The following is a 25,903-nucleotide window of genomic DNA, read 5'->3' as shown; positions in this document are numbered from 1 at the left end:
GGCAACCGCCGGCCGGGTGCCGGCCGGCGGCACCAAGGCTACCTGTTGTCGAGTTCGGAGCGAACGAGTTCGAGCCCGAGCCTCGTGATGCGGTAGGGCCCGCCGCCGGACGACGAAACCGCCTTCTTGCGTTTCAATTTTCGAAACAGGTCGAGATCGACGCCGGGGTAATGCCAGCCGTCGCGGGTCAGGCATTTGACCGAGGCGATCCGTTTCTTGTCGTTCCTTTCGATTTCAATGCGTCCGCCCTGCGCGAGCAGGTGCAGGATGCGCTGTTCAATGCGCGAAATATCCATGTGAAGAGTTCCCGGAAAACGAAAAATACCGCCGCCGCGAAGCTTCGCGGCACGGGGTTTCAGGTTTTCTGCCCTGCCTCGCTACGAGGTCAGGGCCTCACCGGGACTGCGCGTAAGTGGACATCCACTCTCCATTGAGACGAACGGATACAGGCGAAAGCGGTCGAAGAGGCCAGCCCCCGGGTTTTCGCCCGCGGCTTTGCGCTTGTCTCTTTTGGCGGTTTGCACTAGCGAAGTTGCATTAATGCACTTCAGTCCGTAGGCCACAATGAGCATCATCGACACCCGCACACCCGACGCAAAACGCCTGATATCCGGCGCCACCGGCGACTGGGAGATCATCATCGGCCTCGAGGTGCACGCACAGGTCATCTCGGAAGCAAAGCTGTTCTCCGGCGCTTCGACCGCTTTCGGTGCCGCGCCCAATGCCAATGTCAGCCTTGTCGATGCGGCGATGCCAGGCATGCTGCCCGTCATCAACGAGGAATGCGTCAAGCAGGCGATCCGCACCGGCCTGGGGTTGAAGGCGCAGATCAACCACAAGTCGGTCTTCGACCGGAAGAATTATTTCTATCCGGACCTGCCGCAGGGCTACCAGATCTCGCAGTTCAAGCAGCCGATCGTCGGCGAGGGCACGGTGATCGTCTCGGTCGGCCCCGACCGCCAGGGCGAGTTCGAGGACATCGAGGTTGGCATCGAGCGCCTGCACCTGGAGCAGGATGCCGGCAAGTCGATCCACGACCAGCACCCGACCATGTCATATGTCGACCTCAACCGCTCCGGCGTGGCGTTGATGGAGATCGTGTCGAAACCTGACATGCGCTCCGGCGATGAGGCCAAGGCCTATGTGACCAAGCTGCGGACCATCATGCGCTATCTCGGCACCTGCGACGGCAACATGGACGAAGGCTCGTTGCGCGCCGACGTCAATGTCTCGGTACGCCGGCCAGGTGGCGAATTCGGCACGCGCTGCGAAATCAAGAACATGAACTCGATCCGCTTCATCGGCCAGGCCATCGACTACGAGGCGCGCCGGCAGATCGCCATCATCGAGGATGGCGGCAAGATCGACCAGGAAACGCGGCTGTTCGACGCCGTCAAGGGCGAGACGCGCTCGATGCGCTCCAAGGAAGAGGCGCACGACTATCGCTACTTCCCCGATCCCGACCTTCTGCCGCTGGAATTCGACCAGGCCTATGTCGATAGGCTGGCCAAGGAATTGCCGGAACTGCCCGATGACAAGAAGCTGCGGCTGATCTCCTCGCTCGGCCTCTCGACCTACGACGCCGCGATTCTGGTGTCGGAAAAGCCGATCGCCGATTATTTCGAGAAGGTGGCGGCCGGTCGCGACGGCAAGCTCGCCGCCAACTGGGTCATCAACGATCTGCTGGGTGCTCTCAACAAGGCCGGCAAGGACATTGAATCCGCCCCGGTTTCGCCCGACCAGCTCGGCGCCGTCATCGATCTGATCAAGGAAGGCACCATCTCCGGCAAGATCGCCAAGGACCTGTTCGAGATCGTCTGGAACGAGGGCGGCGATCCGCGCCAGTTGGTCGAAAGCCGTGGCATGAAGCAGGTCACCGACACCGGGGCCATCGAGAAGGCGGTCGACGAGGTGATCGCGGCCAATCCCGACAAGGTCGAGCAGGCTCGCGCCAAGCCCACCATGGCCGGCTGGTTCGTCGGCCAGGTGATGAAGGCGACTGGCGGCAAGGCCAATCCGCAGGCCGTCAACGACCTCGTCAAGGCCAAGCTGGGCATCGAGTAAAAGCATGTTCGTTCGCACCGCCGGGGATCGCGACCTCGCAGCCGTCCGGGCGTTGCTGCTCGAGACCTGGCATGCGACGTATGACGCCATCTATGGCGCTGAGCGGGTCACCGAAATCACCAATGAATGGCACTCCATCGCCTCGTTGAAGGCCAGGCTGGCAAAGCCGAACAGCGAGTTCCTCGTTGCCGATGACGGCAAGCGCATTGGCGGCATGGCGTTTGCCGAAGCCGTCGATGGCGGCGGCGTGGTCATGCTCAGGCAGATCTACGTGCTTCCCTCGCTGCAGGGCCGCGGTATCGGCGGCATGCTCCTCGACGAGATCATCGAGAGTTTTCCGGAAGCTCACCGCATTCGGCTCGAAGTGGAAGAGAAGAACACCCGCGCCGTTGCCTTTTATCAGGCCAACGGCTTCGTCCAGATCGGCCGCACCGAGAATTGCGGCTCCGCCAGCTCTGCCATCCCGGCGCTGATCTATGAACGGGTACTTGCCGCCTGAGCACCGTGGCGGCGTGATCACCTTCGCGCGAGCGCGCGTCGCGGGATCTGTTTTCGTTTGACGGCCCCGGTGTCCGGCACCAAAGCTGCCTAGGCCGACCCGCGTGAAGCCGGAATAAACCGACACACGCGGGATGGCTTTGGGGGGAACCATGCCAAGTCTGCCGGAACTGATGCCGACCGAGGTGTCGGACGAAACCTTTGGTGGCGTCACCTATCACATAGCGGGTGAACTGGTGCCCGTGCTTTCCGTCGATGTGACGCGGATGCCTGTCTATTTCGAGCACCACATCCTGCTGTGGAAGAATTCCACAATCACCATCGGCCTGAAATCGCTGAAGGGCGCGCTGAAGCGCATGATGGCCGGCATGCAGATCTTCGTCACCGAGGCGTCGGGGGCGGGCATCATCGCCTTCAGCCGTGATGGGCCGGGTCACATCGTGCCGATTCACCTGCGGCGAGGCGAGGAGATCCAGGTCCGCGAGCACCAGTTTCTGGCCGCCACCGGCAATGTCGACTACACGTTCGAACGCGTACGCGGCCTGGCGACGATGCTGTTCGGCCAGAGCGGCTTCTTCATCGACCGGTTTCGCGGCGATACCGGTGACGGCATCGTCTGGCTGCACGGCTATGGCAACGTTTTTGAAAAGACGCTCGCTCCGGGCGAGATCATAGACATCGAGCCCGGCGGCTGGCTGTTCAAGGATGCCTCGGTCAGGATGGAGACCAAGATCGACCGGCTGTCGAGCGGCTTCTTCGGTGCCAACTTGAATTTCATCGTCAACCGCTTCACCGGGCCGGGCAGGGTCGGCATCCAGTCGATGTACCTGCATATGCCGACCGAGGAATAGGCTGGGAGCCAGAAGCCAGACGGATGAAAGTCTGGCCAGCGCGAACGCGGCGGTGACTTATCAGCGGATCGGCTCCCCGTGCCATGGCATCGGCAGGGCGAGCCTTCGACTTGATCGAGAGTACGAACGCCGGTCAGGCAGTAGGAACTTCCACATTGTCGATCAGCCTGGTTTTTCCCAGCCAGGCGGCGGCGAGAACGCGGCCCGCGCGGTCGCGCCGCCATGGCGTGAGTGTCAGGCTTTCGCGGGCCTCGACATAATCCACCTTCTGGAAGCCGGTCGCGACCAAGACGCGGCTTGCTTCGGCGATCGTTTCCTCCTGTCCTGCGCCCGCCGCCAGCGCAGCAGCTGCCTTGCGCAGAATGACGTTGAATTGGCGAGCGATCTGGAGTTCGGCTTCATCGAGATAGGCGTTGCGTGACGACATGGCGAGGCCATGCGCGTCGCGTATGGTCGGCGCGCCGATGATCTCGACGGGCAGGTCGAGGTCGCGGCAAAGCTGCCTGACGACGCAAAGCTGCTGGTAATCCTTTTCGCCAAAGATGGCGAAGTCGGGTGCGGCCTGCAGGAGAAGCTTGGCCACCACTGTGGCGACGCCGTCGAAAAAGGTGGGGCGAAAGTCCGTTTCGAGCCCGGCTGACGGGCCGCCTACCGAGATCTTCGTGGCAAAGCCTGCGCGATACATCTCGCTGACACCGGGCGTGAAGGCAAGGTCGGCTTTGACCGCGGCCAGCATGTCGAGGTCGCGGGCCAACTGGCGCGGGTACTTGTCGAGATCCTCGGTCGGTGCGAACTGCGTCGGGTTGACGAAGATCGACACCACGCAACGATCAGCCCTTTCGAGGGCGATCTTGACCAGCGAAAGATGCCCGTCATGCAAGGCGCCCATGGTCGGCACCATGGCGATGCGTTGTCCGTCGCGCCGCCAGTCGCGGATTCGCGCGCGAAGCGCGGCAACGCTGTCGACGACGTGGGGCCGGCTCACGCGTCATCCCCGCCGTTGGTTTTTGAAAAGACGTGGGCGGGCCCGGGGAAAACGCGATCCCGCACCTCCGATGCGTAGCGCTCCGCGGCATGCGTGATCACGCTGCGCAGGTCGGCGTATTGCTTGACGAATTTCGGCACGCGGTCGACCGTCAGCCCGACCATGTCGTCGACGACCAGGATCTGGCCGTCGCAATCGTCGCTGGCGCCGATGCCGATGGTTGGAATGGCTATGCGGCGGGTGATGTCGGCGGCGACCGTCTCGATCGTGCCTTCGATGACCACCGAGAACGCGCCGGCCTTCTCGACCGCCAGCGCGTCGGCGATCAGGGCGGCTACAGTCTCGTCCGTGCGGCCCTTGATCTTGTAGCCGCCATCCTTTTTCACCGATTGAGGCTGCAGGCCGATATGGCCCATGACCGGGATATCGGCGGCCACGATCGCGGCAATCTGACGAGCCATGTCGACGCCGCCTTCGAGCTTCACCGCCTGGCAGCCGGTCTCGCCCACGATGCGCCGTGCCGAGGCCAGGGCTTGCACGGCGGACCCCTCATAGCTGCCGGCCGGCATGTCGACGACCACGCAGGCCCGGGCCGAGCCCCTCATCACGGCTTGGCCGTGCGCGATCATCATCTCCAGAGAGGCGCCCAGCGTCGTCTCGTGGCCATGCAGGACCATGGCGACGCTGTCGCCGACCAGGAGCAGGTCGACATGGGGATCGAGCAGGCGGGCGATCGGATAGGTGTAGGCGGTGAGGCAGACGATCGGCGTGCCGCCCTTGCGGCGGCGAATCAGGTCGGCGCCGACGCGAATATCGGTGGTCGGCAATTGCGTGGCCAATCGTCGCCTCCTTCAGCCCCAGCGGGACAGGATTTTCGCATGGGCGCGCAGAGCTTTAGAAAGAGCGGCAAGGCTTGGCAAGCGCGCATCCGGTCACCCCCGGGGATCACAGGCTGGTGTCGGGTCCCTGGCGCGCCATTTGCGCGCTCCTCGTGGCAAAACCCTTGCCTTCCCGAAGGCCTGACGCCATAAGCAGGAAACGGGCGCCGCCAGCGCGAGGGTTCTGAGATGAAGACTTTCCTGACGCAGTTTTTCACCTGGTGGAACAGCCAGACGCTGGGAACGCGCCTGCACACATGGCGCTACGGCAAGAGGGTCGGCCAGGACGAGGCCGGCAATGTCTATTACGAAGGCGATATCGATTCGGAAGGCCGCACGCGTCGCTGGGTCATCTACCGCAACTATTCGGAAGCTTCGGCCATTCCGCCGGGCTGGCACGGCTGGATTCACCATCGTGTCGATATCGCTCCCCCCAGCGATGACTACCGGCCGCGCGACTGGCAAAAGCCGCATTTACCCAATCTGACCGGCACGCCATCGGCCTATCGTCCGAAGGGCTCGGTGCTGACCAATCAACACCGCCCGCAGGTCACCGGCGACTACGACGCCTGGACGCCGGGCTCGTAACGGCGCGAGTTGCAAAGGTAAGGTGCAGGCCGGTCCTTTATCGCCACAATTGGTGTTTAGCTGCTTGCTGATCAGAAAACGGCGACTAGCCTTGGCGATCGACGGAATCACCTGGGCGCGAACCACCGGTACCCCTGCATGAGCTTTTTCAACCCGATATTGACGGGCGGCCTGACGTTAGCAGCCAGCCTCGCCGTCAGCACCATCGCCTTTGCGGCTTCACCCGCACCCGCCGCCCCGGCGCCGGCGGCGCCCGCGGGATCGGATCGCATCACCAACCCGGTCGCCGAGTTCGCCGGCATCGACAAGATCACCGGCCGCATCATCACCTTCGATGTTTATATCGACGAGACGGTGCAGTTCGGCGCCCTGCAGGTCACGCCGCGCGTCTGCTATTCCCGGCCGCAGAACGAACAGCCGAAAACCGATTCTTTCGTCGAGGTCGACGAGATCACGCTCGACCGCAAGATCCGCCGTATCTTTACCGGTTGGATGTTTGCGGAAAGTCCGGGGCTCAACGCCGTCGAACATGCCGTCTATGACGTCTGGCTGAAGGAATGCAAGCAGAAGTCGGATGTGCCGGCGCCCGATGCTGGCAAGAGTGGCGCGACCAAGGCCGATGGGGCGAAAGCCGACGCGTCGAAGCCAGCCGCGACCAAGCCAAAGCCCCCGGTCGCTCCCGACGCGGCACAGCCCGACGACGCCGTGGAACCGGCTACGACGGACACCAACTGATCTCTTGGAACCGCCATGGCTGGCGCGCGTTGGACCACCACCACGCGCGTTGAGGATACGCCAATGTCGGACAGCAAGCGGATCATGGCCAACAAGGCCGAGTTGCTGGAGCTCGAAAAGGGGTTCTGGACGGGCGACACTGCCTACTATGCTGCCAATGTCGACACCGAATGCCTTGTGGCGTTTCCACAGATGGCACAGGCCATGGACAATGCCGATCTGGCCAAGACCGCAGCCAAACCCAACCGCTGGCGCGACCTCGACATCGAACTCAAGGGAATAATCGAACCCGGCAGCGATATCGTCATGCTGACCTATGAAGCGCATGCGACGCGCGAAAATGGCGAGCCCTATGCGGCGCTGGTCAGCACCGGCTACGTCCATCGCGTCAATGGCTGGAAGATGATGTTCCATGCGCAGACGCCGATCGAGGCGTCGCCCAAGTAGGGCCTGATCCTACGGAAAAAAGACCGCTTCGCCTTTTAGCGCGTCTGCCAGCATCTTTTCGTATTTGCCGCGCGGCACGTCGACCGCGCCGAAACGCTTGAGGTGCTCTGTCGTGAACTGCGTATCGAGCAGCGCGAAGCCGCGTGCCTTCAGGCGCTCGACGAGATGCACCAGGCAGGTCTTCGACGCGTCCGTCTCTTTGGAAAACATGCTTTCGCCGAAGAACACCCGCCCGAGCGAGACGCCATAGAGGCCGCCGACCATACGCCCCTCGCGCCAGGCCTCGACCGAGTGGCAATGACCCATGCGGTGCAGTTGCACATAGGCTTCGCGGATCGGCGCATTGATCCAGGTAGAGCGGCGCTCCTCACGCTTTTCGGCGCAGCCATCGATCGTCGCCTCGAAATCGAAATCGAAACGGATTTCGAACAGGTGCCTGCGGATCGTCTTCTTCAGGCTTTTGGGGGTGTGAAAATCATCGAGCGGGATGATGCCGCGCGTCTCCGGCCGCACCCAGAAGACTTCTGGGTCACCAGCACTTTCGGCCATGGGGAAGACGCCCGAGGCGTATGCCTTGAGCAGAAGGTCGGTTGGGATGCGATAGCCTGGCGCGTAGGGACGGGTCATCGCGTCATTATAGCGGCAAGTTGAGGCTATTCGCCCTTGGCCAGATATTTTTCCAGCCAGTGGATATCGTAGTCGCCATTGGCGATGTCGGCATTGCCGACGAGATCGCGAAACAGTGGCAACGTCGTCTTGATCCCGTCGACGACGAATTCGTCGAGTGCCCGCCGCAGCCGCATCATGCATTCGACGCGGTTGCGGCCATGCACGATCAGCTTGCCGATCAGGCTGTCATAGTAGGGTGGGATCTTGTAGCCCGAATAGACGCCGGAATCGACGCGGATGCCGAGGCCGCCCGGCGTGTGAAAATGCGTGATCGTGCCGGGCGAGGGGGTGAAAGTGCGGGGATCCTCGGCGTTGATACGGCATTCGATGGCGTGGCCGTTGAACTTGATGTCTTCCTGCTTGACCGAAAGGCCGCCGCCGGACGCGACGCGGATCTGCTCGTGGACCAGATCGATGCCGGTGATCGCTTCCGTCACCGGATGCTCGACCTGCAGGCGCGTGTTCATCTCGATGAAATAGAACTCGCCGTTCTCGTACAGGAACTCGATGGTGCCGGCGCCCGAATAGCCGAGATCGGCGATCGCCTTGGCGCAGATACCGCCGATGCGGGACCGCTCCTCGGCGTTGAGCGCCGGCGAATTGGCCTCTTCCCAGACTTTCTGGTGGCGCCGCTGCAGCGAGCAGTCGCGCTCGCCGAAATGCACGCCGCCGCCGAAGCCGTCGCCAAACACCTGCACCTCGATGTGGCGCGGTTTCTCCAGGTATTTCTCGATGTAGACCGCGTCGTCGCCGAAGGCCGCGCCCGCTTCCGAGCGTGCCGTCTGCAGTGCGATTTCGAGGTCTGCCTCCGTATGCGCTACTTTCATGCCGCGTCCGCCGCCGCCGGCCGACGCCTTGATGATGACGGGATAGCCAATCTCGGCGGCGATGCGCCTGGCTTCTTTTTCCTCGGTCACCGCACCGTCGGAACCGGGCACAACCGGAATGCCGAGGCGTTTTGCCGTGCGCTTGGCCTCGATCTTGTCGCCCATGATGCGGATGTGGTCGCCGGACGGGCCGATGAAGGTGATGTTGTGCGCCGCCAAAATGTCGGCGAACTTGGCGTTCTCCGACAGGAAGCCATAGCCCGGATGCACGGCGTCGGCGCCGGTGATCTCACAGGCCGCGACGATCTGGTGGATGTTGAGATAGCTGTCGCGCGACGGCGGCGGACCGATGCACACGCTTTCGTCGGCGAGCCTGACATGCATGGCGTCAGCGTCGGCGGTCGAATGCACCACCACCGTCTGGATGCCGAGTTCCTTGCAGGCACGCAGCACCCGGAGCGCGATTTCGCCGCGATTGGCGATGAGGATCTTCTGGAACATCAGGTCCGCTCTACTCGATCACGACGAGCGGCATGCCGTATTCCACCGGCGTCGCGTCCTCGAACAGGATCGCCGTCACCGTGCCCGCGCGCGGCGAGGGGATCTGGTTCATCGTCTTCATCGCCTCGATGATCAGCAGCGTCTGGCCTTCCTTGATCTTCTGGCCGACCTCGATGAACGGCTTTGCGTCCGGCGACGGCGCCAGATAGGCGGTGCCGACCATGGGCGAGGTCACCGCGTTTTTCGACACGTCGACCGCCGCCGGGGCGGCCGCGGGCTGGGTTGCCGTTGGTGCATAGGTGGGCTGCGGGGCCGCAATCGCGTGAACGGCGGGCGCCTGCCGCGACACCCGTACCTTCAGGTCGCCGAGTTCCACCTCGATCTCTGTCAGGTTGGTGTCGTTCAGTATGCCCGCCAGATCGCGGATCAGTTGCTGGTCAACACCGGTCTTCTTTATCGACATTTTCGAGCCTTCTGTTTGTTGGCCGGTCATAGGCGTGCGGCCAGCGCTTGCAGCGCCAGCGTGTAGCCGAGCGGCCCAAAGCCACAGATCATGCCGACAGCGACCGGCGCGACCATGGAGACGTGGCGGAACGGTTCCCGCGCGTGAATGTTGGAAAGGTGAACTTCGGCAACCGGCAATGGCGCGATCGAACGGATGGCGTCGTGGATTGCGATCGAGGTATGGCTATAGGCGCCTGGGTTGATGACGATGCCGGCGGCTTTGTCGCCGGCCTCCTGGATCCAGTCGACGAGATCGCCCTCATGGTTCGACTGACGGAAATCGATCTCGATCCCAAGCGACGCACCTGCCTGCTTGCAGTCGTCGGCGATGGCGGCAAGCGTCTTGCCGCCATAGATGCCCGGCTCGCGCTTGCCGAGCGCGTTGAGATTGGGACCGTTCAGGACAAAAACCGTTTTCAAAAAAACCGACCTTTTCCGGCGCCGGCATCAAGCCGGCGCGCTGGGCCTCTATACCGGGCATAGTCGCCCGCGGAAAGAGCGCAAGTGCGTTCTTTCACTGTCCACAACAGGCCGAAATGCGCCCGTGAAGAAAACCGCTTGCCGCTCAAAGCGCGGCTTTCGCCGCCTCGATCTTTTCGGCAAGCACTTCCTGCCCGAGCGCCCCGAACACGACCTCGTTGCCGACGACGTAGGACGGGGTTCCGGTGATCTGCAGTTTGTTGGCAAGATCGTAAGTTTTGGTGAAGGCCTCGGTGATCGATGGGTCCTTCATCTTCTCGTGCAATGTCGCCTCGTCGGCGCCGAGCGAAAGCGCGATCTTAATCGCGGTTGCCTCGGTGGCGCGCCCCTGGCCGCCGAGCAGCGCATTGTGGAACTCGCCGTATTTCTCCGGCATCATCAGGTGAAACGCCATCGAGACGACGCTCGCCTTCTGCGAATCCGGGCCGAGGATCGGGAATTCCTTGAGCACGAAACGCAGGTCCGGATCGGACTTGGTAAGCGCCCGCATGTCCTCGATGGCGCGTTTGCAGAAGCCGCAATTGTAGTCGTAGAACTCGACGATCGTGACCTTGCCGTTCGGGTTGCCGACAACGCCGTCGAAGGTGGAATTGAAGATCTGGTCCTTGGCGTTCTTGATGACGCCCAGTGCCGCGAGCCGCTGTTCCTCCTTCTGCTTGGCCTCGAGCGCGTCCTGCACTTCCAGCAGCACTTCCGGATTCTTCAGGAGATAGTCGCGGATGATTCCCTCGACCTCGGTGCGGTCGATTTTAGTATCGGCCGCCGTCTGGACAGCCTGTGCCGTTCCGGCCTTCGCAACCTGCGGACTGCCGGCCACGAAACCGAAAGCCAGCATGGCAAGGGCGACCGCAACCCCCGTGGTGCCCAGCAGCAGTGCCTTTTTCATCGTTGTCGTTCCTTCTGCCTGTTTTCCGGTCTGGCTGTGTCGCAGCACGCGGCCGGAAGGTTCATGAGATTACTGGCTCTTGCCTGACGATTTGTAGTTTATGATGTCCTGGGCGCGTATCCAGCGCGGCTCGCCGCGCTTCATCTGCTGTTGCGCCCGCATGGCGAAGATCTTGGCATCCTTGTAGTTGCCGGAATAGAAATGGCCTTCGGCGGTGGCAAGCTCCGCGCCCGGTATGTCTCCCAGCTCCCCGTAAGCCTGCGCCAGGTAACGATATCCGGTGGAGTTTTCCTTGTCGCGGCCCAGGCCATTGTTGATCTGCACGACAGCTTTCTTCAGCGAGTCGGGCGTGCCGACCGCCATCAGCGCCTGGCCAAGCGAGACAGGCAGCAGGCCGGACCGTGCTGGGTCGAGGCTGACCGCTTTGGAATAAGCGTCGGCAGCATCCGCGGGCTTGTTGGCTTTCATCAGAATATCGCCGCGCAGCTCCTGGAAGTAGGCATTCTTGGGCTGCGCCTTGATCAGGGCGTTGGTCTTGGTGAGCGCCGCGGCGATGTTGCCGTAGAGATAGGCCGACTGGGCATCGCCATACAGCGCCGCCATGCTGCCCCGCATCTTTTGCATCAGCCGCGTCGCGGCGGCCTGGCCTTCCATGTAGACGGCAATCTTCACCCGCATCATGTCGTGGCGCTGCTGCAGTGCCGGCGCGTCGATCTTGTCGATGTTGGGGCTCTGTTTGACCAGCACCTCGAGGTTGGCGATGCGGTCCTGCGGCATCGGGTGGCTGATCCGGTAGGGATCGACCTGCGCGCCCGACAGCGACAGCGCGGTCTGGAAGCGGTGGAAGGTCTTCAGCATGCCCATGCCGGACTGGCCGGTGGCATTGAGATAGGTGATGGCCGAGCGGTCGGCCGTGATTTCCTCGGTGCGCTGGTAGGCGAGGATGCTGCGCTGCGCCATCTCGCCGCCGCCGGCCGCCACGCCCATGCCGGCGCCGGCAAGGCCGCGGCTGTTCGTGGTCGCACCAGCAACGATCGCGCCGGCACCGAGCAGGGTGGCGATGATGGCCATGGTCTTGGCGCGTTCGAGCTGGTCGCGCAGTTTCTGCTGGTGGCCGCCGGCGATATGCCCGGCTTCGTGTGCGATGACGCCGATGATTTCGTTCGGCGTCTCAGCCGTCATCAACGCGCCGGTGTTGATGAACAGCCGGCGCCCGGTGACGAAGGCGTTGAAGCTGGAATCATTGACCAGCACGATGTCGATGCCATCATTCGCCAGCCCGGCGGCCCTGAAGATCGGCCGTGCATAATCGCGCACCAGGGCTTCGATCTCGGCGTCGCGGACCACTGGCACGCCTTGGGCGAAGGCGGTCTGCGAACCCGCAACCGCAACCGCGGCGGCAAGCGAAACCGTTGCGAAGACACGCGCTGCCCGGGCAATCGTCGATCTGGGTCGGCTCAACATAATGTGTCCACTGGTAGACGAGCGGGCGAAAGATGAAAAGTCGGCGCCTGAAAAACTTCCTCAACTTGTGATCCTCACATCAATCGGGCATTTGTGCGGCGCATGCGTCAGGACCTGGCGCGCTCAATCCTCGGGACAGGGGTAAAAATGGTCGTTTCGCTCTCCCATCGCGGCAATGTCGAGCCGTTCCACGCCATGGATGTGCTGGCCGAAGCGAACCGGCTGAGGGCTCAGGGCGTGCCGGTGATCTCCATGGCGGTCGGCCAGCCATCCGATCAAGCGCCGGCTCGGGTCCGTGCCGCCGCCGCCAAGGCGCTGGAGGTTGGACGCATAGGCTATACCGACACCTTGGGTCTGGCCTCGCTGCGCAAGGCGATCGCCGGGCATTACGCGGATCATTATGGCCTCGATGTCGACCCCGGCCGGATCGCGGTAACCACCGGATCGTCGGCGGCCTTCAATCTCGCCTTCCTGGCGATGTTCGATCCGGGCGACCGGGTCGCCATCGCCGCGCCCGGCTACCCCGCCTATCGCAACATTATGGCAGCCCTTGGCATCGACGTGGTCGAAATCGAGCTCGGCGACGCGGCTTATCTGCACGCTGGCCATCTGGAAGCCGCGCATCGCGAGGCGCCGCTGAAGGGTGTGCTGTTTGCAAGTCCGGCCAATCCGACGGGCGCCGTCATCCCAGCCGACGAGCTGGCGACGCTGATCACCACGGCGGAATCGCTCGGCATCGCCGTCATTTCCGATGAGATCTACCATCGGTTGGCCTATGGCGCCTCCGACACCACGGCACTCGCCTTCAGCGACAGCGTGACGGTGATCAACTCCTTCTCGAAATACTACTGCATGACCGGCTGGCGCATCGGCTGGATGGTTTTGCCGGAAGAACTCGTGCGGCCGGTCGAGCGCATCGCCCAGAGCCTCTACATCTCCCCGTCGGAGCTGTCGCAGATTGCGGCGATCGAGGCTTTTGCCGCAACCGAGGAACTGGAGGCGGTGAAGGGACGCTATGCCTGGAATCGCGAGCTCTTGATGAAGCGTTTGCCGGAGCTGGGTTTTCCCCTGGCGGCGCCCATGGATGGCGCCTTCTATGCCTTTTGCGATGTCACCCGGCACAGCAATGACAGCATGGTCTTCGCCCGCAGGATGCTGGCCGAGGCGCATGTTGCAGCGACACCCGGCCGCGATTTCGACACCAGGGCGGGGCATCGCACGATGCGGTTTTCCTATGCTGGCAGCCACGACGACATGGTCGAGGCGATGGCGCGCATCGAACGCTGGTTGAGGTAGCGTCATGCCGGAAGTCGAACAGGCCCCCAAACTTGATCAAGCATTGGCGGAAGTCGCGGCGGAAATGGCGGAACGCACCGATCGCGGCGATGTCGCGACCTATATTCCCCAACTGGGCAAGGTCGACCCGAAGAAATTCGGCATCGCGGCCGTTACCAATGATGGCCGCACGCTCGTGGCCGGCGATGCCGACCAGGCGTTTTCGATCCAGAGCATCTCGAAGGTGTTCACGCTGACGCTGGCGCTCGGCAATGTCGGCGATGCGCTGTGGAAGCGGGTGGGGCGCGAGCCCTCCGGCAACCCGTTCAACTCGATTGTCCAGCTCGAGCATGAGAACGGCATTCCGCGCAATCCGTTCATCAATGCCGGTGCCATCGTCATTTCCGACATCCTGCTTGCCGGTCACCAGCCGCGCGAGGCGATCGGCGAGATACTGCGCTTCATCCAGTTCCTCGCCGACGACGAGACGATCATCATCGATCGCGAGGTCGCGGCTTCCGAACGTGCCACTGGTTACCGCAATTTCGCGCTCGCCAACTACATGAAATCCTTCGGCAATCTCCATCATGCGCCGGAACTGGCGCTGGGCGTCTACTTCCACCATTGCGCCATTGCCATGAGCTGCCGGCAATTGGCAATGGCCGGCCGCTTCCTCGCCAATGGCGGCAAGAACCCGGCGACCGGGCATTCCGTGGTGTCGGCGGAGCGGGCGCGGCGCATCGGCGCCATGATGCTGACCTGCGGCCACTATGACGGCTCTGGCGATTTCGCTTTCCGCGTCGGCATCCCCGGCAAGAGCGGCGTCGGCGGCGGCATATTGGGCATCGTGCCGGGTGTCGCCTCGCTCGCCGTCTGGTCGCCTGGCCTCAACGCCAACGGCAATTCCAAGCTGGGTTCGATCGCACTGGAAAAGCTCGCCAGGATGATGAACTGGTCGATCTTCGCGCCTTAGAAACGTGACCTGCCGATAAGAAAAATCCCGCGCCGTTCATTTCGATCGGCGCGGGATTTTTTTGTCAAAGATTCAATTCAACGATTTGAAAAGCTTAGAAAAAGCCTTTCCGCTGCCACCAGCCGGCACGCTTCGGCTTTTCTTCGGTCTTGACTTCAGGCTCATCGGCGACGGTCGAGGAAACCACCGGTACGACAGGCGTATCAGCGGCTGCCGCCTTGCGGCGGGATGGCCGAGCCTTCGGCGTCTCCTCGGCGGCCGCTGCCTCGTCCGATGCCGTGGCTGGCGTTTCGGCGGGTGCCTGCACGGCCAGGTCCGCGGTCGGCTCATCGGCGACGGCTTCGGCGGCCGCCTTCTTCGGCTTGGCTGCGCGACGCGGTTTCTTGGGTTTCTCGGTGCTTGGCACCTCGTCGCTCACGGTAGCCGCGGGTTGTTCGACGGCGGTGGCAGCCACCGGCTCGATCGACACAGGCTCGCTTAGCGAAGCGTCCGCTTCGGCGGGCTCGGTCGTTTCGCCGGCTTCCGCCTCGGTCTCGCCTTCACCGTCTTCGCGACGGTTGCGCTTGCCGCCGCGCTTGCCGCGCCGACGCTTCTTGCCCTGGCCATCGTCGGGCGCTTCCGCCGTTTCGACGGTCCCGGTTGCGGCGACCGCAGCCTCGTCGTCCACCTCGGCATCGCCATGGTCCGCAGCGCCTTCCGGCGCGGAGAAACCGTCATCGGACGTGGCGAGGGAAGCGCCGTCGGTCGGGGCGCCATGCTCACGGTCGCGGTCCTTGCCGCCACGCCGCCTGCGGCGTTTGCGGCGTTTGCGATCGCGGCCTTCGCCGTCCTCGCCGGATTTGGGCTGCTGATGCTGTGGCTGCTGGGCGTGGCGCGGCTGTTCGGCCTGGGCCGGCGCCTCGTCCTCCTCCTCGGCGACGACGATCTCGTCCTCGGGCTCTTCCGGCTCGACATAGGCCGGCAGGCTGCGCACCTCGACGAAACCTTCCGGCTTTTCGGCCAGCGCGCCGCGGAAGATCGCGTAGTGCTGGGCACCGACCGCATCGTCTGCCTCGATGGTGATCGTCAGGCCGAAGCGGCTTTCCAGTTCCACCAGCGTGCCGCGCTTGTGGTTGAGCACGTAGAGCGCGGTCGCGGCCGGCGTGCGCACCGTGATGTGGCTTCGCGAATCCTTGAGCAGGAACTCCTCGATCGCCCGTACCACCATCAGCGCCACCGACGAATCGGACCTGACATGGCCGGTGCCGCCGCAATGCGGGCACGGCTTCATGGTCGATTCCAGCACGCTGGCGCGGATGCGCTGACGCGACATCTCCATCAGGCCGAAATGCGAGATGCGGCCGACCTGGATGCGAGCACGATCGTTCTTGAGGTGATCCTTCAGCCGCTTCTCGACGGAGCGGTTGTTGCGGTTCTCCTCCATGTCGATGAAGTCGATGACGATCAGGCCGGCAAGGTCGCGCAGCCTGAGCTGGCGGGCGACTTCCTCGGCCGCTTCCAGATTGGTGTGGAGCGCGGTGTCCTCGATCGAGTGCTCCTTGGTGGAACGGCCCGAATTGACGTCGATGGCGACCAGCGCTTCGGTCTGGTTGATGATGATGTAGCCGCCGCTCTTCAGCGTCACTTGCGGCTGCAGCATGCGGTCGAGCTGCGCCTCGATGCCGTTGCGCACGAAGATCGGCGTCGTGTCGCGGAACGGCTGAACCACCTTGGCGTGGCTCGGCATCAGCATGCGCATGAAATCCTTGGCCTCGCGATAGCCCTCTTCGCCGGAGACGAGAATCTCGTCGATGTCCTTGTTGTAGAGGTCGCGCACCGAGCGCTTGATCAGGCTGCCTTCCTCATAGACGAGGGCAGGGGCCGTGGACTGGAGCGTGAGGTTGCGCACGTTCTCCCACAGCCGCATCAGATATTCGTAGTCGCGCTTGATCTCGGCTTTGGTGCGGCTCTCGCCTGCGGTGCGCAGGATGACGCCCATGCCTTGCGGCACTTCGAGATCGGCGACGACCTCCTTGAGGCGCTTGCGGTCGACCGCGCTGGTGATCTTGCGCGAAATGCCACCGCCGCGCGCCGTGTTCGGCATCAGAACGGAATAGCGGCCGGCGAGCGACAGATAGGTGGTGAGCGCCGCGCCCTTGTTGCCGCGCTCTTCCTTGACGACCTGCACCAGCAGGATCTGCCGGCGCTTGATCACTTCCTGGATCTTGTACTGGCGGCGCACCGGCTTGCGGCGATTGCGCACTTCCTCGAGCGCGTCCTCGGCGCCGACCGATTCGATCTCATGATCGTCCGGATGGGAAGAGGATACTTCCTCCAGCATGCCGCGATCATTGTCGGTGGAGGTGGCTTCGCTGCCCTGTTCGGCATGCGGGATGGGCTCGGAAATCACATCGCCTTCGACGGAGGCGGCGATCGACTTGGGAGGGCCGTCGTTGGTCTCGCCTTTATCCTGTTCGGAAGAAACCTCGTCCTGTTCGGGTGCGTCGGCGTATTCCGAGGCGTCGGATGCGTGTTCCGTGGTCCCGGAAACGTCGGCCATGTTCTCGGCGATAACGTCCGGGCCATTGTCATCCGGGCCATTGTCGTTGTTTTCGTCTGCCTCGCCGGCGGCTTCGCTTGCCTCGCCGGATTCGGCCGTGCCGGCATCGCGCCTGTTTTCACCACGGTCGCGGGGCTTGCCGCCGCGCCGGCGACCGCGCCGTCCACGATCCCGGCTCTGGCGATCGTCGCCTTCGCCGTCCTCGTTCTCTTCGTCCTCGGCCTCCTGCGCTTCCGCGCGCAGCAGTGCCTGACGGTCGGCGACCGGAATCTGGTAGTAATCGGGGTGTATTTCACTGAAGGCGAGAAAACCGTGACGGTTGCCGCCATATTCGACAAAGGCTGCCTGAAGGGAGGGTTCGACGCGCGTTACACGGGCGAGATAGATATTTCCTTTGAGCTGCTTCTTGTCCTGGGATTCAAAGTCGAATTCTTCGATACGGTTACCGCGTACGACGACTACGCGTGTTTCCTCCGGGTGGGAGGCGTCTATCAGCATTTTGTTGGGCATTATTTCGTTTCCTCCCGGCAGCCGTCAGCCGCAGCTTGCAAGGCAAAGCCCGCTGCTGCGTTTCTGGTGTGTGGGTGCCGGATGTCTGAATGTCCGCCGGACGCTGCCTGCGTGTCATGGCGGTGCCGCCCGCAGCCATATTGGCGCGGTTTGATGCGGACCTTTCCATGATTGCGCTTGAAGCCATCGTCACCAGCAGAACCTTTTGAACCAAAGCCCGGAAACCGGACCAGCTTGTTTGCTCATACAGAGCCGGCGCGGGAACAAACCCGGGCCGTTTTCCTCACGCAGGCGATTCCCCCGCCACGGGAGCACACCTGCGAAATTCGTCGCAATCACCTGAAGCCTTTTCGCGTGAAGCGAAAGGAGCCGCCTTTCATCTGACCCTGTAGCAGGAAGCTGCGGAGGAGGGCGGTTCCAGGATTGCAGTGATCCACCATCGCTTTTATGATTTGGCGGGTTGGAAGGCAACCCCGATTTCCGATGCCGGCAAAAAGCAGTTCCGTAGCGTAAGCCTGGCCCCGTCCTTGCGTGAAAAGGCTTGGTTAACCTTCTCTGGATACCAATCGTTAATCGAGCTCGCGGCCTAACCGGCATGTTGACGAAACGAACCGGCGCCTGGCGCCAAACCGGGAGCGACTGGAAGAAAGATGGGACTGGCGGACTTCACAGACAAGGGATGTCGTGTTGGCGGCCAGGTTCTCCGTGCCTTCTGTCTCCTGCTGCTGGTGGCGATTTCCCAAGTCTTTTCCCCTGTAGCCCTTTCCATGGTTGCCAATGCGGCCGACGCTCCGCTCATGGCCAAGGGCTACAAAATGGCCGGCGATGCCACCAAGATGCGCATCGTCATGGATTTCGATCGCGAGCCTGACATCAAATGGTTCCTGCTGCGCGGACCCAATCGCCTTGTCATCGATCTTGCGAACACCCGATTTGCCATCGATGCCAAGGATCTGAAGCCGCGTGGCCTGGTCAAGGGCGTGCGGCTCGGTGAGCTCGGCGAGGGCGTCTCGCGTCTGATCCTCACCGGCAAGGGGCCGTTCGCCGTCGACAAGCTCGATGTGCTCAAGAACGAGGACGGAACCGGCTACCGCCTCGCCGTCGACATGTCGGCGGCCTCCGAACGTGAGTTCGATGCCGCTCTTGCCAATCAGGCGCTGACCACCGGTTCCACGGTTTCGACCGACAAGGGCGGCCGGGTCGGAACCGGGCCTGTCTCCAATCCGGGCCACCGATTCACCATCGTCATCGACCCCGGCCACGGCGGCGTAGACGGCGGTGCCGAAGGTTTGAACGGCACCATCGAGAAGAACGTCACGCTGGCCTTTGCCACGGAGCTGCGCGACAAACTCGCGGCCGCCGGCAGATACGATGTCTTCATGACCCGGGATACCGACGAATATCTGCGCCTCGACGACCGCGTCCGCATCGCCCGCCAGCATGAAGCCGATCTGCTGATTTCGATTCATGCCGACACGATCAGCGTCAAGGGAATCCGCGGCGCCACCGTCTATACCGTTTCCGACAAGGCCTCCGATCCGGAAGCGCAGGCGCTGGCCGACCGTGAAAACCTGTCCGACCAGTTCGCCGGCATGGTCATCAAGAACGACAGCAAGGAAGTGACCGACATCCTGATCGACCTGATCCGGCGCGAGACGCACACCTTCTCGATGAGTTTTGCCCACACATTGGTCGGTCAGCTGTCGACCAGCGTCGGTCTTATCAACAATCCGCAGCGTTCGGCCGGGTTCAAGGTGCTGAAGGCCCCCGACGTGCCGTCCGTGCTGGTCGAGCTCGGCTATCTCTCCAATGCCAAGGACGAGGCGCAACTGCTTGACGCCGAGTGGCGCGGCAAGGCAGCGCAAAGCATCACCAATGCCGTGGCATTGTTCGCTTCCGCGCGTGCCGGGGCTGGAACCGGAGGTTGACAATGCCCGGCGGCCCTGCAACCAGAGGCGGCGTTGCGCGATGACAACACCCTGCGCTTTTATTTCGGGCTTGCGGCTGCGAAATCAGGCCTTGCCGTATTTTGTCCACATGGTGGCGACATGGGTTTTCGATTACGGGTTGGGACCGGCTCGAAAGCTTGCGTGAAAGGCGGCTTCGTTTAGGAAATTCCCGAACCAAGGACTGGAGCGGGTATGATTCGTCTCATTGGCTATTTCTTCGGCATAGGCACGACGCTGGCCCTCCTGGCCGCGGCGGGCGTTGCCCTCTACATCGGCCATGTAGCGAAGGATCTGCCTGACTACGAAGTGCTGGCAAAGTACGAGCCTCCGGTGACCACCCGCATCCATGCCTCGGATGGCGCGCTGATGGCCGAGTACGCGCGGGAACGGCGCCTGTATTTGCCGATCCAGGCTATCCCGGATCGCGTCAAGGCTGCCTTCCTGTCGGCTGAGGACAAGAACTTCTACAGCCACCCCGGTGTCGATATAACGGGATTGGGCAGAGCGGTTATCACTTACGTTTCGGGTGGCCCCATGCAGGGCGGCTCGACGATCACCCAGCAGGTTGCCAAGAACTTCCTGCTCACCAACGAGCGTTCCCTGGAACGCAAGGTCAAGGAGGCCATCCTCTCGTTCCGCATCGAACAGGCCTATTCCAAGGATCGAATCCTCGAGCTCTATCTCAACGAGATTTTCTTTGGCTTCAACGCCTATGGCGTTGCCGGTGCGGCACTGACCTACTTCGATAAATCGGTGAACGAGCTGACCGTGGCCGAGGCCGCCTATCTGGCATCGCTCCCGAAAGGTCCGGCCAACTACAATCCCTTCAAGCACGCCGACCGGGCAATTGAACGGCGAAACTGGGTCATCGGCCAGATGGTCGAGAACGGTTACGTGACGCCTGAAGAGGGCGCAAAGGCGAAGGCCGAGCCGCTTGGCGTTGCTCCGCGCCGCAGCGGCTCCTACCTTTTCGCCGGCGAGTATTTCACGGAAGAGGTCCGTCGGCAGATCATCGCCCGCTATGGCGAGAACGCGCTCTATGAGGGCGGGCTGTCGATTCGCACCACCCTTGACCCGAAGGTCCAGCTCATCGCCCGCAAGGCGATGCAGAATGGATTGATGAAATACGATACTTTGCGTGGCTATCGCGGGCCGTTGAAGACGATCGATGTCTCCGGCGATTGGGGTGTGCCGCTGGGCGCCGTCAAGGGACTGGAAGACGTTCCCGAGTGGTCGCTGGCCGTCGTGCTCGACAGTTCGGCGTCCGGGCTGTCGATCGGCCTGCAGCCCGCACGCCAGGCGTCGGGCGATATCGTGAAGGAACGCGTCGAAGGCACCGTCAGCAAGGAAGACATGGGCTTTGCCATGCGCCATGTGGTCGACGGCAAGACGGTCAAGGCCAAGTCACCGGCCGACGTGCTGAAGCCGGGCGACGTCATCTTCGTCCAGAAGAACGACGGCTCCGACAATACCTACAGCTTGCGCCAGGTTCCCGAGGTGGAAGGCGGACTGATCGCGATGGATCCGCACACCGGCCGCGTGCTGGCCATGGTCGGCGGCTTCTCCTATTCGCAGTCCGAATTCAACCGCGCCACCCAGGCGATGCGCCAGCCGGGTTCGTCATTCAAGCCCATCGTCTATTCGGCCGCACTCGACAATGGCTATACTCCGGCCTCGGTGATCATGGACGGACCGATCACCATCCAGAGCGGCAACACCACCTGGACGCCGAAGAACTATGACGGCACCGTCGCCGGGCCGGCAACGCTCCGCTCCGGCATCGAGAAGTCGCGCAACCTGATGACGGTGCGGCTTGCCAACGACATGGGCATGAAGCTGGTGGTCGAATATGCCGAGCGCTTCGGCGTCTATGATCATCTGGCGCCATATTTGCCGATGGCGCTGGGTTCGGGCGAGACGACCGTCATGCGCATGGTTTCGGCCTATTCGATCATGGCCAATGGCGGCAAGTCGATCAAGCCGTCGCTGATCGATCGTATCCAGGACCGCTACGGCAAGACCGTGTTCAAGCAGGACGAGCGTGGCTGCGAAGGCTGCAACGCTCCTGAATGGAAAAACCAGCCCGAGCCGGAACTGGTCGACAATTCCGAGCAGGTGCTCGATCCGATGACCGCCTACCAGATCACCTCGATGATGGAAGGCGTCGTCCAGCGCGGCACCGGCGCCACAATCGGGGAACTTGGCCGCCACATCGCCGGCAAGACCGGCACCACCAACGATGAGAAGGACGCATGGTTCATCGGCTATACGCCGAACCTCGTGGTTGGGCTCTACATGGGCTACGACACGCCGCGCGGCCTCGGCCACGGCGCCACCGGCGGCGGTCTTGCCGCCCCGATCTTCAAGGACTTCATGCGTGTGGCGCTGGACGGCACGCCCAATGTCGACTTCAAGGTGCCTGACGGCATGAACCTGATCGCCATCAACCGCAAGACCGGCATGCGCTCCTCCTCGGGCGATGCGGGCACCATCATCGAGGCTTTCAAGCCGGGCACCGGCCCCGCCGACAGCTACTGGGTGATCGGCATGGGTGCCGATGGTTCCAACGCCTCGGGCGGCGCGCTGTCGCCGCAGGCCAACCAGGCCATCCAGGACGGCGGCGGCGGCCTTTACTGACGAATTCACGCGTCCAGTTGGGCCAGCCTCCGGCTGGCCCATTTCGCTTTACACATGGCGGCACCGTCCCTATGTATCGCGCCGACCGAAGCGTCATTTCAGCAACAGGACAAAACATCAGGCCATGCGCGCGGAAACGCAGAATATCGTCGACGAGATCAGGCAGGCGATAACCCTGCTGAGGAGGCATCTTTGACTGGGATCAGGCCATAAAGCGGCTTGAATACCTGAACGTGCGGGCCGAGGACGCCAGTCTCTGGAACGAACCGCTGGAAGCGCAGAAGCTGATGCGCGAGCGCCAGGGCCTCGAGGAAGGTATCGCGGCGGTCAAGGGCCTGACCCAGGCGCTGGAAGACAATATCGGTCTCATCGAGCTCGGCGAGGAAGAGGGCGACGAAGGCGTCGTCGCCGAAGCCGAAGCCGCGATCCGTTCGATGCAGGGCGAGGCCAAGGCCCGACAGGTGGAAACGCTGCTCTCGGGCGAAGCGGACGCCAACGACACCTATCTCGAAATCCATGCCGGCGCCGGCGGCACCGAGAGCCAGGATTGGGCCTCGATGCTGTTGCGCATGTACACGCGCTGGGCCGAGCGCCGCCGCTTCAAGGTCGAGGTGCTGGAAGTGCATGACGGCGAAGAGGCGGGCATCAAGTCCGCGACCTTGCTGATCAAGGGCCACAATGCCTATGGCTGGATGAAGACCGAATCCGGCGTCCACCGCCTGGTGCGCATCTCACCCTATGACAGCAATGCGCGCCGTCATACGTCCTTCTCCAGCGTCTGGGTCTATCCTGTCGTCGACGACAGGATAGAGATCGACGTCTCCGAATCCGACGTGCGCATCGACACCTATCGTTCATCGGGTTCGGGCGGCCAGCACGTCAACACCACCGATTCGGCTGTGCGCATCACCCATATCGCCACCGGCATCGCGGTCGCCTGTCAGGCAGAACGCTCGCAGCACAAGAACAAGGCCAAGGCCTGGGAAATGCTGCGCTCGCGCCTCTACGAGGAAGAGCTGAAGAAGCGCGAAGCGGTGGCCAATGCCACTGAGGCATCGAAGAGCGACATCGGCTGGGGTCACCAGATACGCTCCTACGTGCTGCAGCCCTATCAGCTGGTCAAGGATCTGCGCACCGGTGTCGAAAGCACCAGCCCCTCGAGCGTGCTCGACGGCGACCTCGACGACTTCATGGAAGCTTCGCTATCGCAACGCATCGAGGGCGGCGCGGGCGAAGCGGTGGCGGATCTGGATTAGGCTGCTTGCGCGGGCAATGATCGCGAGCCGGTCGCAAAAGCGGACGTATTGTCGTGCGGCGCCCGGTGTTGGTCTCAAGTGTTCGCCGGTGCGGCGCGACAAGTTCGTGGTGATTGGGTCCCGACTCGGCATATCGCTCTGGTGCGGGAAGGGGCTTTTCTTCCTCCCAAAGCGGGCGCGGCGCATGTTCGCCGTTCGGCCGGCTGCTCATACCTTCTTCGGCTGCAGGGTGGCTGATTCTCCTTTGCGGACGATCGTCGGCACTGTCACCGGCAATCAAGAGCATGTGATTGGATTTGAGCGGCTGGAACCACTCCGGGCCAATCCCGTTGTTTGCATGCCCGCCTGCCGGGAACTTACCTGGCTTGAATCTCGTCAGCGGTAGCAGTGTGTTATGGCGTGCGCCCATATCTGGGCGCAGCGGCTTCTTGCGCCGACCAAGGAATCAGCCCAGCATCCAAATGCTGGGAGACAAAAAGCATTTATGGCCGGACGCGGCATATCTGCGACTGATGATCCGGCCACTGGGAAGACACGTTCCGGGAACGGGCAGGCGAAATGCTTGACGCTCGAAAGGAACGTCCCATGTCTGCTGCCACGCCCAGATCGGCCCGAGCCGTTCAACCGGTCGGCCGACTTATGTTTTCTCTGTTTGCCGTCGCGATGTTCGCGCCTGCGGCCTTTGCTCATGATGCCAAGCCCACGGCAGCAAAGCCGCAGGGTTGGAGCTATCCGTTCGCCTGCTGCGCCAACTATGACTGTCGTGCCACGCACACCGGCGAAGTGCTGGAAAAGCCCGAAGGCTACGTGATTGCCGGTACCGGCGAAGTCGTTCCGATGACGGACAAGCGCGTCAAGGACAGCCCTGACGGCGAATTTCACTGGTGCGCGCATCAGGCCGGTCTCGATGCCGGCAAGACTATATGCCTGTTCGTGCCGCCGCGCTCATTTTGAGACGCGCCGACAGTTGAAGTGCATTGGCGCAAAGGCTGCTGACGGCCAGTTGTCAGGATCGCTTCTTTATGGTGCCTTGCCGCTTGGGCGGCGGACAATGGAGAGGTGATATTCATGGCCATCAAGGGAAGCTGCCACTGCAAGGCGACGATGTTCGAGGTGTCGGAAGCGCCGCAGACGGTGACGCAATGCACCTGTTCGTTCTGCTCGAAACGCGGCTCGCTTTGGGCCTACTATACCCCATCGCGGTTCAAGCTCGTCACGCCGCTGAAGAATGTTTCCTTTTATCAGTGGGGCTCAAAAACCGTAAAGCATGGTTTTTGCGCAACCTGCGGCTGCGGCACCTTCACCGAAACGCCGGACTGGTCGACCGGCGAGCCGGATTTCGACAATCCGAAGATCAGCGTCAACGCGCGGCTGTTCGATGATTTCGATCTCGATAAAGTCGAAGTGGTGGTCATTGACGGCAAGAATCTCTGGTAGCCACACCGGGCGGCCAACTGGATAATCGGCAGGCGCTTTTCCCGTTCCGTTTTTCGCCGCATTTCATGCTACAAGTCGCGGCAAGGGCTGATTTGGCGCCATCGTAAGGCGTGACTTGGAGAGGGACCATCCTATGAAGAAGACCGTGCTCGTCGTTATGGCGACGGCTCTGCTCGTGACCGCGTGCACCACCACCGATCCGTATACGGGCGACCAGAAGATTTCGAACACGGCGGCGGGCGCGGGCCTTGGCGCTCTGGCCGGTGCCAGCCTTGGTCTGCTTGCCGGCGGCAATGACCGCCGCAATGCCTTGATCGGCGCCGGCATCGGCGCGCTGGCCGGCGGCGCCATTGGCGCCACTATGGACCAGAACGAGGCGGAACTGCGCCGGCAGCTCGAGGGCACCGGCGTCAGCGTCACCCGCAGCGGCGACCAGATCATCCTCAACATGCCGTCCGACATCACCTTCAACACCGACCAGGACGCGGTGAAGCCCGGCTTCTACCAGGTGCTGAATTCGGTGGCGCTGGTGCTGAAGAAGTTCAAGCAGACCACGGTCGACGTTTTCGGCCACACCGATTCGACCGGTGGCGACCAGCACAATTTCGACCTGTCGCAGCGCCGTGCACTGGCGGTCGCCAATTATCTCTCCGGCCAGGGCGTCGATCAGCGCCGCTTCGCCGTCACCGGATTTGGCAAGACGAGGCCCGTTGCCTCCAACGCCACGGCCGAGGGCCGGGCCCAGAACCGACGCGTCGAGATCCAGCTTTCGCCACTCACCTGAGCAGGACCGTGTTTGTCACGCTAAACGGCCTCCAATGGGGGCCGTTTTCATCCAGGCGTATACTGGCGCTGCCAGCTTCGTGACAGCAGTCAAATAAAATTAGCAATATCTAATAATTTCTTTTCCGCAGCCGTGGAAAGGATTAGCATCGCCGCTGTTCCAAAGG

General features: G+C 62.6%; 24 protein-coding genes. 14 read left to right on the top strand and 10 right to left on the bottom strand.

Annotated features, from left to right (window positions below; all coding sequences use genetic code 11):
• Positions 1 to 38 precede the first annotated feature (38 nt).
• Positions 39 to 296: a YjhX family toxin gene (locus tag FJ950_RS11900; RefSeq protein WP_140617242.1), complete on the bottom strand. Its 258-nt coding sequence runs from the start codon at positions 294 to 296 to the stop codon at positions 39 to 41.
• A gap of 268 nt (positions 297 to 564) precedes the next feature.
• Here FJ950_RS11900 and gatB point away from each other — a divergent pair, with 268 nt between their 5' ends.
• The 3 genes from gatB (at position 565) to FJ950_RS11885 (ending at position 3,413) form a co-directional block, all read left to right on the top strand.
• On the top strand, positions 565 to 2,064 hold the full coding sequence (gene gatB, locus FJ950_RS11895; RefSeq protein WP_140616933.1) for an Asp-tRNA(Asn)/Glu-tRNA(Gln) amidotransferase subunit GatB: 1,500 nt from the start codon (positions 565 to 567) through the stop codon (positions 2,062 to 2,064).
• Positions 2,065 to 2,068: 4 nt separating this feature from the next.
• Complete coding sequence (locus tag FJ950_RS11890; protein WP_140616932.1) at positions 2,069 to 2,563, top strand: GNAT family N-acetyltransferase; 495 nt, start codon at positions 2,069 to 2,071, stop codon at positions 2,561 to 2,563.
• Between the two features lie 151 nt (positions 2,564 to 2,714).
• Complete coding sequence (locus FJ950_RS11885) at positions 2,715 to 3,413, top strand: AIM24 family protein (protein WP_140616931.1); 699 nt, start codon at positions 2,715 to 2,717, stop codon at positions 3,411 to 3,413.
• 133 nt (positions 3,414 to 3,546) lie between these two features.
• Here FJ950_RS11885 and panC read toward each other — a convergent pair whose 3' ends face one another.
• Positions 3,547 to 4,398: a pantoate--beta-alanine ligase gene (gene panC / locus FJ950_RS11880; protein WP_140616930.1), complete on the bottom strand. Its 852-nt coding sequence runs from the start codon at positions 4,396 to 4,398 to the stop codon at positions 3,547 to 3,549.
• Positions 4,395 to 5,237, bottom strand: coding sequence for a 3-methyl-2-oxobutanoate hydroxymethyltransferase (panB, locus tag FJ950_RS11875; protein ID WP_140616929.1), 843 nt, complete (start codon positions 5,235 to 5,237; stop codon positions 4,395 to 4,397). Before panB ends, panC begins: the two co-directional genes overlap by 4 nt.
• A 228-nt stretch (positions 5,238 to 5,465) precedes the next feature.
• Here panB and FJ950_RS11870 point away from each other — a divergent pair, with 228 nt between their 5' ends.
• From FJ950_RS11870 to FJ950_RS11860, 3 genes are all read left to right on the top strand, one after another.
• Entirely contained in the window at positions 5,466 to 5,864 is a 399-nt protein-coding gene (locus tag FJ950_RS11870) for an NADH:ubiquinone oxidoreductase subunit NDUFA12 (protein ID WP_140616928.1), read from the top strand.
• 138 nt (positions 5,865 to 6,002) lie between these two features.
• Positions 6,003 to 6,599 (top strand): DUF2155 domain-containing protein, encoded by a 597-nt coding sequence (locus FJ950_RS11865; protein WP_140616927.1) that lies wholly within the window; start codon positions 6,003 to 6,005, stop codon positions 6,597 to 6,599.
• A gap of 63 nt (positions 6,600 to 6,662) precedes the next feature.
• Positions 6,663 to 7,046, top strand: coding sequence for a hypothetical protein (locus FJ950_RS11860; protein WP_140616926.1), 384 nt, complete (start codon positions 6,663 to 6,665; stop codon positions 7,044 to 7,046).
• A 9-nt stretch (positions 7,047 to 7,055) separates the two neighbouring features.
• Here FJ950_RS11860 and aat read toward each other — a convergent pair whose 3' ends face one another.
• From aat to FJ950_RS11830, 6 genes are all read right to left on the bottom strand, one after another.
• Complete coding sequence (gene aat / locus FJ950_RS11855) at positions 7,056 to 7,673, bottom strand: leucyl/phenylalanyl-tRNA--protein transferase (protein WP_140616925.1); 618 nt, start codon at positions 7,671 to 7,673, stop codon at positions 7,056 to 7,058.
• 26 nt (positions 7,674 to 7,699) lie between these two features.
• Positions 7,700 to 9,043: an acetyl-CoA carboxylase biotin carboxylase subunit gene (gene accC / locus FJ950_RS11850; RefSeq protein WP_015318039.1), complete on the bottom strand. Its 1,344-nt coding sequence runs from the start codon at positions 9,041 to 9,043 to the stop codon at positions 7,700 to 7,702.
• Between the two features lie 10 nt (positions 9,044 to 9,053).
• The gene (gene accB, locus FJ950_RS11845) at positions 9,054 to 9,506 is read right to left on the bottom strand and encodes an acetyl-CoA carboxylase biotin carboxyl carrier protein (RefSeq protein ID WP_015318038.1); all 453 of its coding nucleotides are present in this window, start codon (positions 9,504 to 9,506) and stop codon (positions 9,054 to 9,056) included.
• Positions 9,507 to 9,532: 26 nt separating this feature from the next.
• Entirely contained in the window at positions 9,533 to 9,967 is a 435-nt protein-coding gene (aroQ, locus tag FJ950_RS11840) for a type II 3-dehydroquinate dehydratase (protein WP_015318037.1), read from the bottom strand.
• Between the two features lie 145 nt (positions 9,968 to 10,112).
• Positions 10,113 to 10,913, bottom strand: a complete 801-nt coding sequence (locus FJ950_RS11835; protein ID WP_140616924.1) for a DsbA family protein — start codon at positions 10,911 to 10,913, stop codon at positions 10,113 to 10,115.
• A gap of 69 nt (positions 10,914 to 10,982) precedes the next feature.
• Positions 10,983 to 12,377 carry a M48 family metalloprotease gene (locus tag FJ950_RS11830; protein ID WP_140616923.1) on the bottom strand — a complete coding sequence of 465 codons (1,395 nt, stop codon included), beginning with the start codon at positions 12,375 to 12,377 and terminating at the stop codon, positions 10,983 to 10,985.
• Positions 12,378 to 12,524: 147 nt separating this feature from the next.
• Here FJ950_RS11830 and FJ950_RS11825 point away from each other — a divergent pair, with 147 nt between their 5' ends.
• Complete coding sequence (locus tag FJ950_RS11825) at positions 12,525 to 13,673, top strand: aminotransferase class I/II-fold pyridoxal phosphate-dependent enzyme (RefSeq protein ID WP_140616922.1); 1,149 nt, start codon at positions 12,525 to 12,527, stop codon at positions 13,671 to 13,673.
• 4 nt (positions 13,674 to 13,677) lie between these two features.
• Positions 13,678 to 14,625, top strand: a complete 948-nt coding sequence (locus tag FJ950_RS11820; RefSeq protein ID WP_015318033.1) for a glutaminase — start codon at positions 13,678 to 13,680, stop codon at positions 14,623 to 14,625.
• A gap of 94 nt (positions 14,626 to 14,719) precedes the next feature.
• Here the strand turns inward: FJ950_RS11820 and FJ950_RS11815 are convergent, their stop codons facing one another.
• Entirely contained in the window at positions 14,720 to 17,674 is a 2,955-nt protein-coding gene (locus FJ950_RS11815; protein WP_140616921.1) for a ribonuclease E/G, read from the bottom strand.
• A 650-nt stretch (positions 17,675 to 18,324) separates the two neighbouring features.
• Here FJ950_RS11815 and FJ950_RS11810 point away from each other — a divergent pair.
• The 6 genes from FJ950_RS11810 to FJ950_RS11785 all read left to right on the top strand — a co-directional run bounded on the left by FJ950_RS11810 (position 18,325) and on the right by FJ950_RS11785 (position 25,737).
• Positions 18,325 to 19,602 carry an N-acetylmuramoyl-L-alanine amidase gene (locus FJ950_RS11810; RefSeq protein WP_140616920.1) on the top strand — a complete coding sequence of 426 codons (1,278 nt, stop codon included), beginning with the start codon at positions 18,325 to 18,327 and terminating at the stop codon, positions 19,600 to 19,602.
• A 213-nt stretch (positions 19,603 to 19,815) separates the two neighbouring features.
• Positions 19,816 to 22,260, top strand: a complete 2,445-nt coding sequence (locus tag FJ950_RS11805; RefSeq protein WP_015318030.1) for a penicillin-binding protein 1A — start codon at positions 19,816 to 19,818, stop codon at positions 22,258 to 22,260.
• A gap of 124 nt (positions 22,261 to 22,384) precedes the next feature.
• Positions 22,385 to 23,516, top strand: a protein-coding gene (gene prfB, locus FJ950_RS11800; RefSeq protein ID WP_015318029.1) for a peptide chain release factor 2 whose coding sequence is annotated in 2 segments (ribosomal slippage) — positions 22,385 to 22,450 and positions 22,452 to 23,516 — 1,131 coding nt in all. Because the reading frame shifts where the segments join, the coding sequence is not laid out codon by codon here.
• Between the two features lie 585 nt (positions 23,517 to 24,101).
• Positions 24,102 to 24,470, top strand: coding sequence for a hypothetical protein (locus FJ950_RS11795; RefSeq protein ID WP_015318027.1), 369 nt, complete (start codon positions 24,102 to 24,104; stop codon positions 24,468 to 24,470).
• 114 nt (positions 24,471 to 24,584) lie between these two features.
• On the top strand, positions 24,585 to 24,953 hold the full coding sequence (locus FJ950_RS11790) for a GFA family protein (protein WP_140616919.1): 369 nt from the start codon (positions 24,585 to 24,587) through the stop codon (positions 24,951 to 24,953).
• A 133-nt stretch (positions 24,954 to 25,086) separates the two neighbouring features.
• The gene (locus FJ950_RS11785; protein ID WP_015318025.1) at positions 25,087 to 25,737 is read left to right on the top strand and encodes an OmpA family protein; all 651 of its coding nucleotides are present in this window, start codon (positions 25,087 to 25,089) and stop codon (positions 25,735 to 25,737) included.
• The last annotated feature ends 166 nt before the right edge of the window (positions 25,738 to 25,903 follow it).

This window comes from Mesorhizobium sp. B2-3-14 (assembly GCF_006442175.1).
Classification (GTDB): domain Bacteria; phylum Pseudomonadota; class Alphaproteobacteria; order Rhizobiales; family Rhizobiaceae; genus Mesorhizobium; species Mesorhizobium australicum.
This window is presented reverse-complemented; position numbering and strand designations above follow the sequence as displayed.

What these genes read in the sequence shown, in the direction of transcription:
- FJ950_RS11900 (WP_140617242.1), bottom strand. Translation starts at nt 296, where the DNA reads ATGGATATTTCGCGCATTGAACAGCGCATCCTGCACCTGCTCGCGCAG.
- gatB (WP_140616933.1), top strand. Translation starts at nt 565, where the DNA reads ATGAGCATCATCGACACCCGCACACCCGACGCAAAACGCCTGATATCC.
- FJ950_RS11795 (WP_015318027.1), top strand. Translation starts at nt 24,102, where the DNA reads ATGTCTGCTGCCACGCCCAGATCGGCCCGAGCCGTTCAACCGGTCGGC.
- FJ950_RS11870 (WP_140616928.1), top strand. Translation starts at nt 5,466, where the DNA reads ATGAAGACTTTCCTGACGCAGTTTTTCACCTGGTGGAACAGCCAGACG.
- FJ950_RS11805 (WP_015318030.1), top strand. Translation starts at nt 19,816, where the DNA reads ATGATTCGTCTCATTGGCTATTTCTTCGGCATAGGCACGACGCTGGCC.
- aat (WP_140616925.1), bottom strand. Translation starts at nt 7,673, where the DNA reads ATGACCCGTCCCTACGCGCCAGGCTATCGCATCCCAACCGACCTTCTG.
- FJ950_RS11890 (WP_140616932.1), top strand. Translation starts at nt 2,069, where the DNA reads ATGTTCGTTCGCACCGCCGGGGATCGCGACCTCGCAGCCGTCCGGGCG.
- FJ950_RS11815 (WP_140616921.1), bottom strand. Translation starts at nt 17,674, where the DNA reads ATGCCCAACAAAATGCTGATAGACGCCTCCCACCCGGAGGAAACACGC.
- FJ950_RS11785 (WP_015318025.1), top strand. Translation starts at nt 25,087, where the DNA reads ATGAAGAAGACCGTGCTCGTCGTTATGGCGACGGCTCTGCTCGTGACC.
- accB (WP_015318038.1), bottom strand. Translation starts at nt 9,506, where the DNA reads ATGTCGATAAAGAAGACCGGTGTTGACCAGCAACTGATCCGCGATCTG.
- accC (WP_015318039.1), bottom strand. Translation starts at nt 9,043, where the DNA reads ATGTTCCAGAAGATCCTCATCGCCAATCGCGGCGAAATCGCGCTCCGG.
- FJ950_RS11865 (WP_140616927.1), top strand. Translation starts at nt 6,003, where the DNA reads ATGAGCTTTTTCAACCCGATATTGACGGGCGGCCTGACGTTAGCAGCC.
- FJ950_RS11810 (WP_140616920.1), top strand. Translation starts at nt 18,325, where the DNA reads ATGGGACTGGCGGACTTCACAGACAAGGGATGTCGTGTTGGCGGCCAG.
- FJ950_RS11820 (WP_015318033.1), top strand. Translation starts at nt 13,678, where the DNA reads ATGCCGGAAGTCGAACAGGCCCCCAAACTTGATCAAGCATTGGCGGAA.
- FJ950_RS11790 (WP_140616919.1), top strand. Translation starts at nt 24,585, where the DNA reads ATGGCCATCAAGGGAAGCTGCCACTGCAAGGCGACGATGTTCGAGGTG.
- FJ950_RS11860 (WP_140616926.1), top strand. Translation starts at nt 6,663, where the DNA reads ATGTCGGACAGCAAGCGGATCATGGCCAACAAGGCCGAGTTGCTGGAG.
- FJ950_RS11885 (WP_140616931.1), top strand. Translation starts at nt 2,715, where the DNA reads ATGCCAAGTCTGCCGGAACTGATGCCGACCGAGGTGTCGGACGAAACC.
- FJ950_RS11825 (WP_140616922.1), top strand. Translation starts at nt 12,525, where the DNA reads ATGGTCGTTTCGCTCTCCCATCGCGGCAATGTCGAGCCGTTCCACGCC.
- FJ950_RS11830 (WP_140616923.1), bottom strand. Translation starts at nt 12,377, where the DNA reads ATGTTGAGCCGACCCAGATCGACGATTGCCCGGGCAGCGCGTGTCTTC.
- FJ950_RS11835 (WP_140616924.1), bottom strand. Translation starts at nt 10,913, where the DNA reads ATGAAAAAGGCACTGCTGCTGGGCACCACGGGGGTTGCGGTCGCCCTT.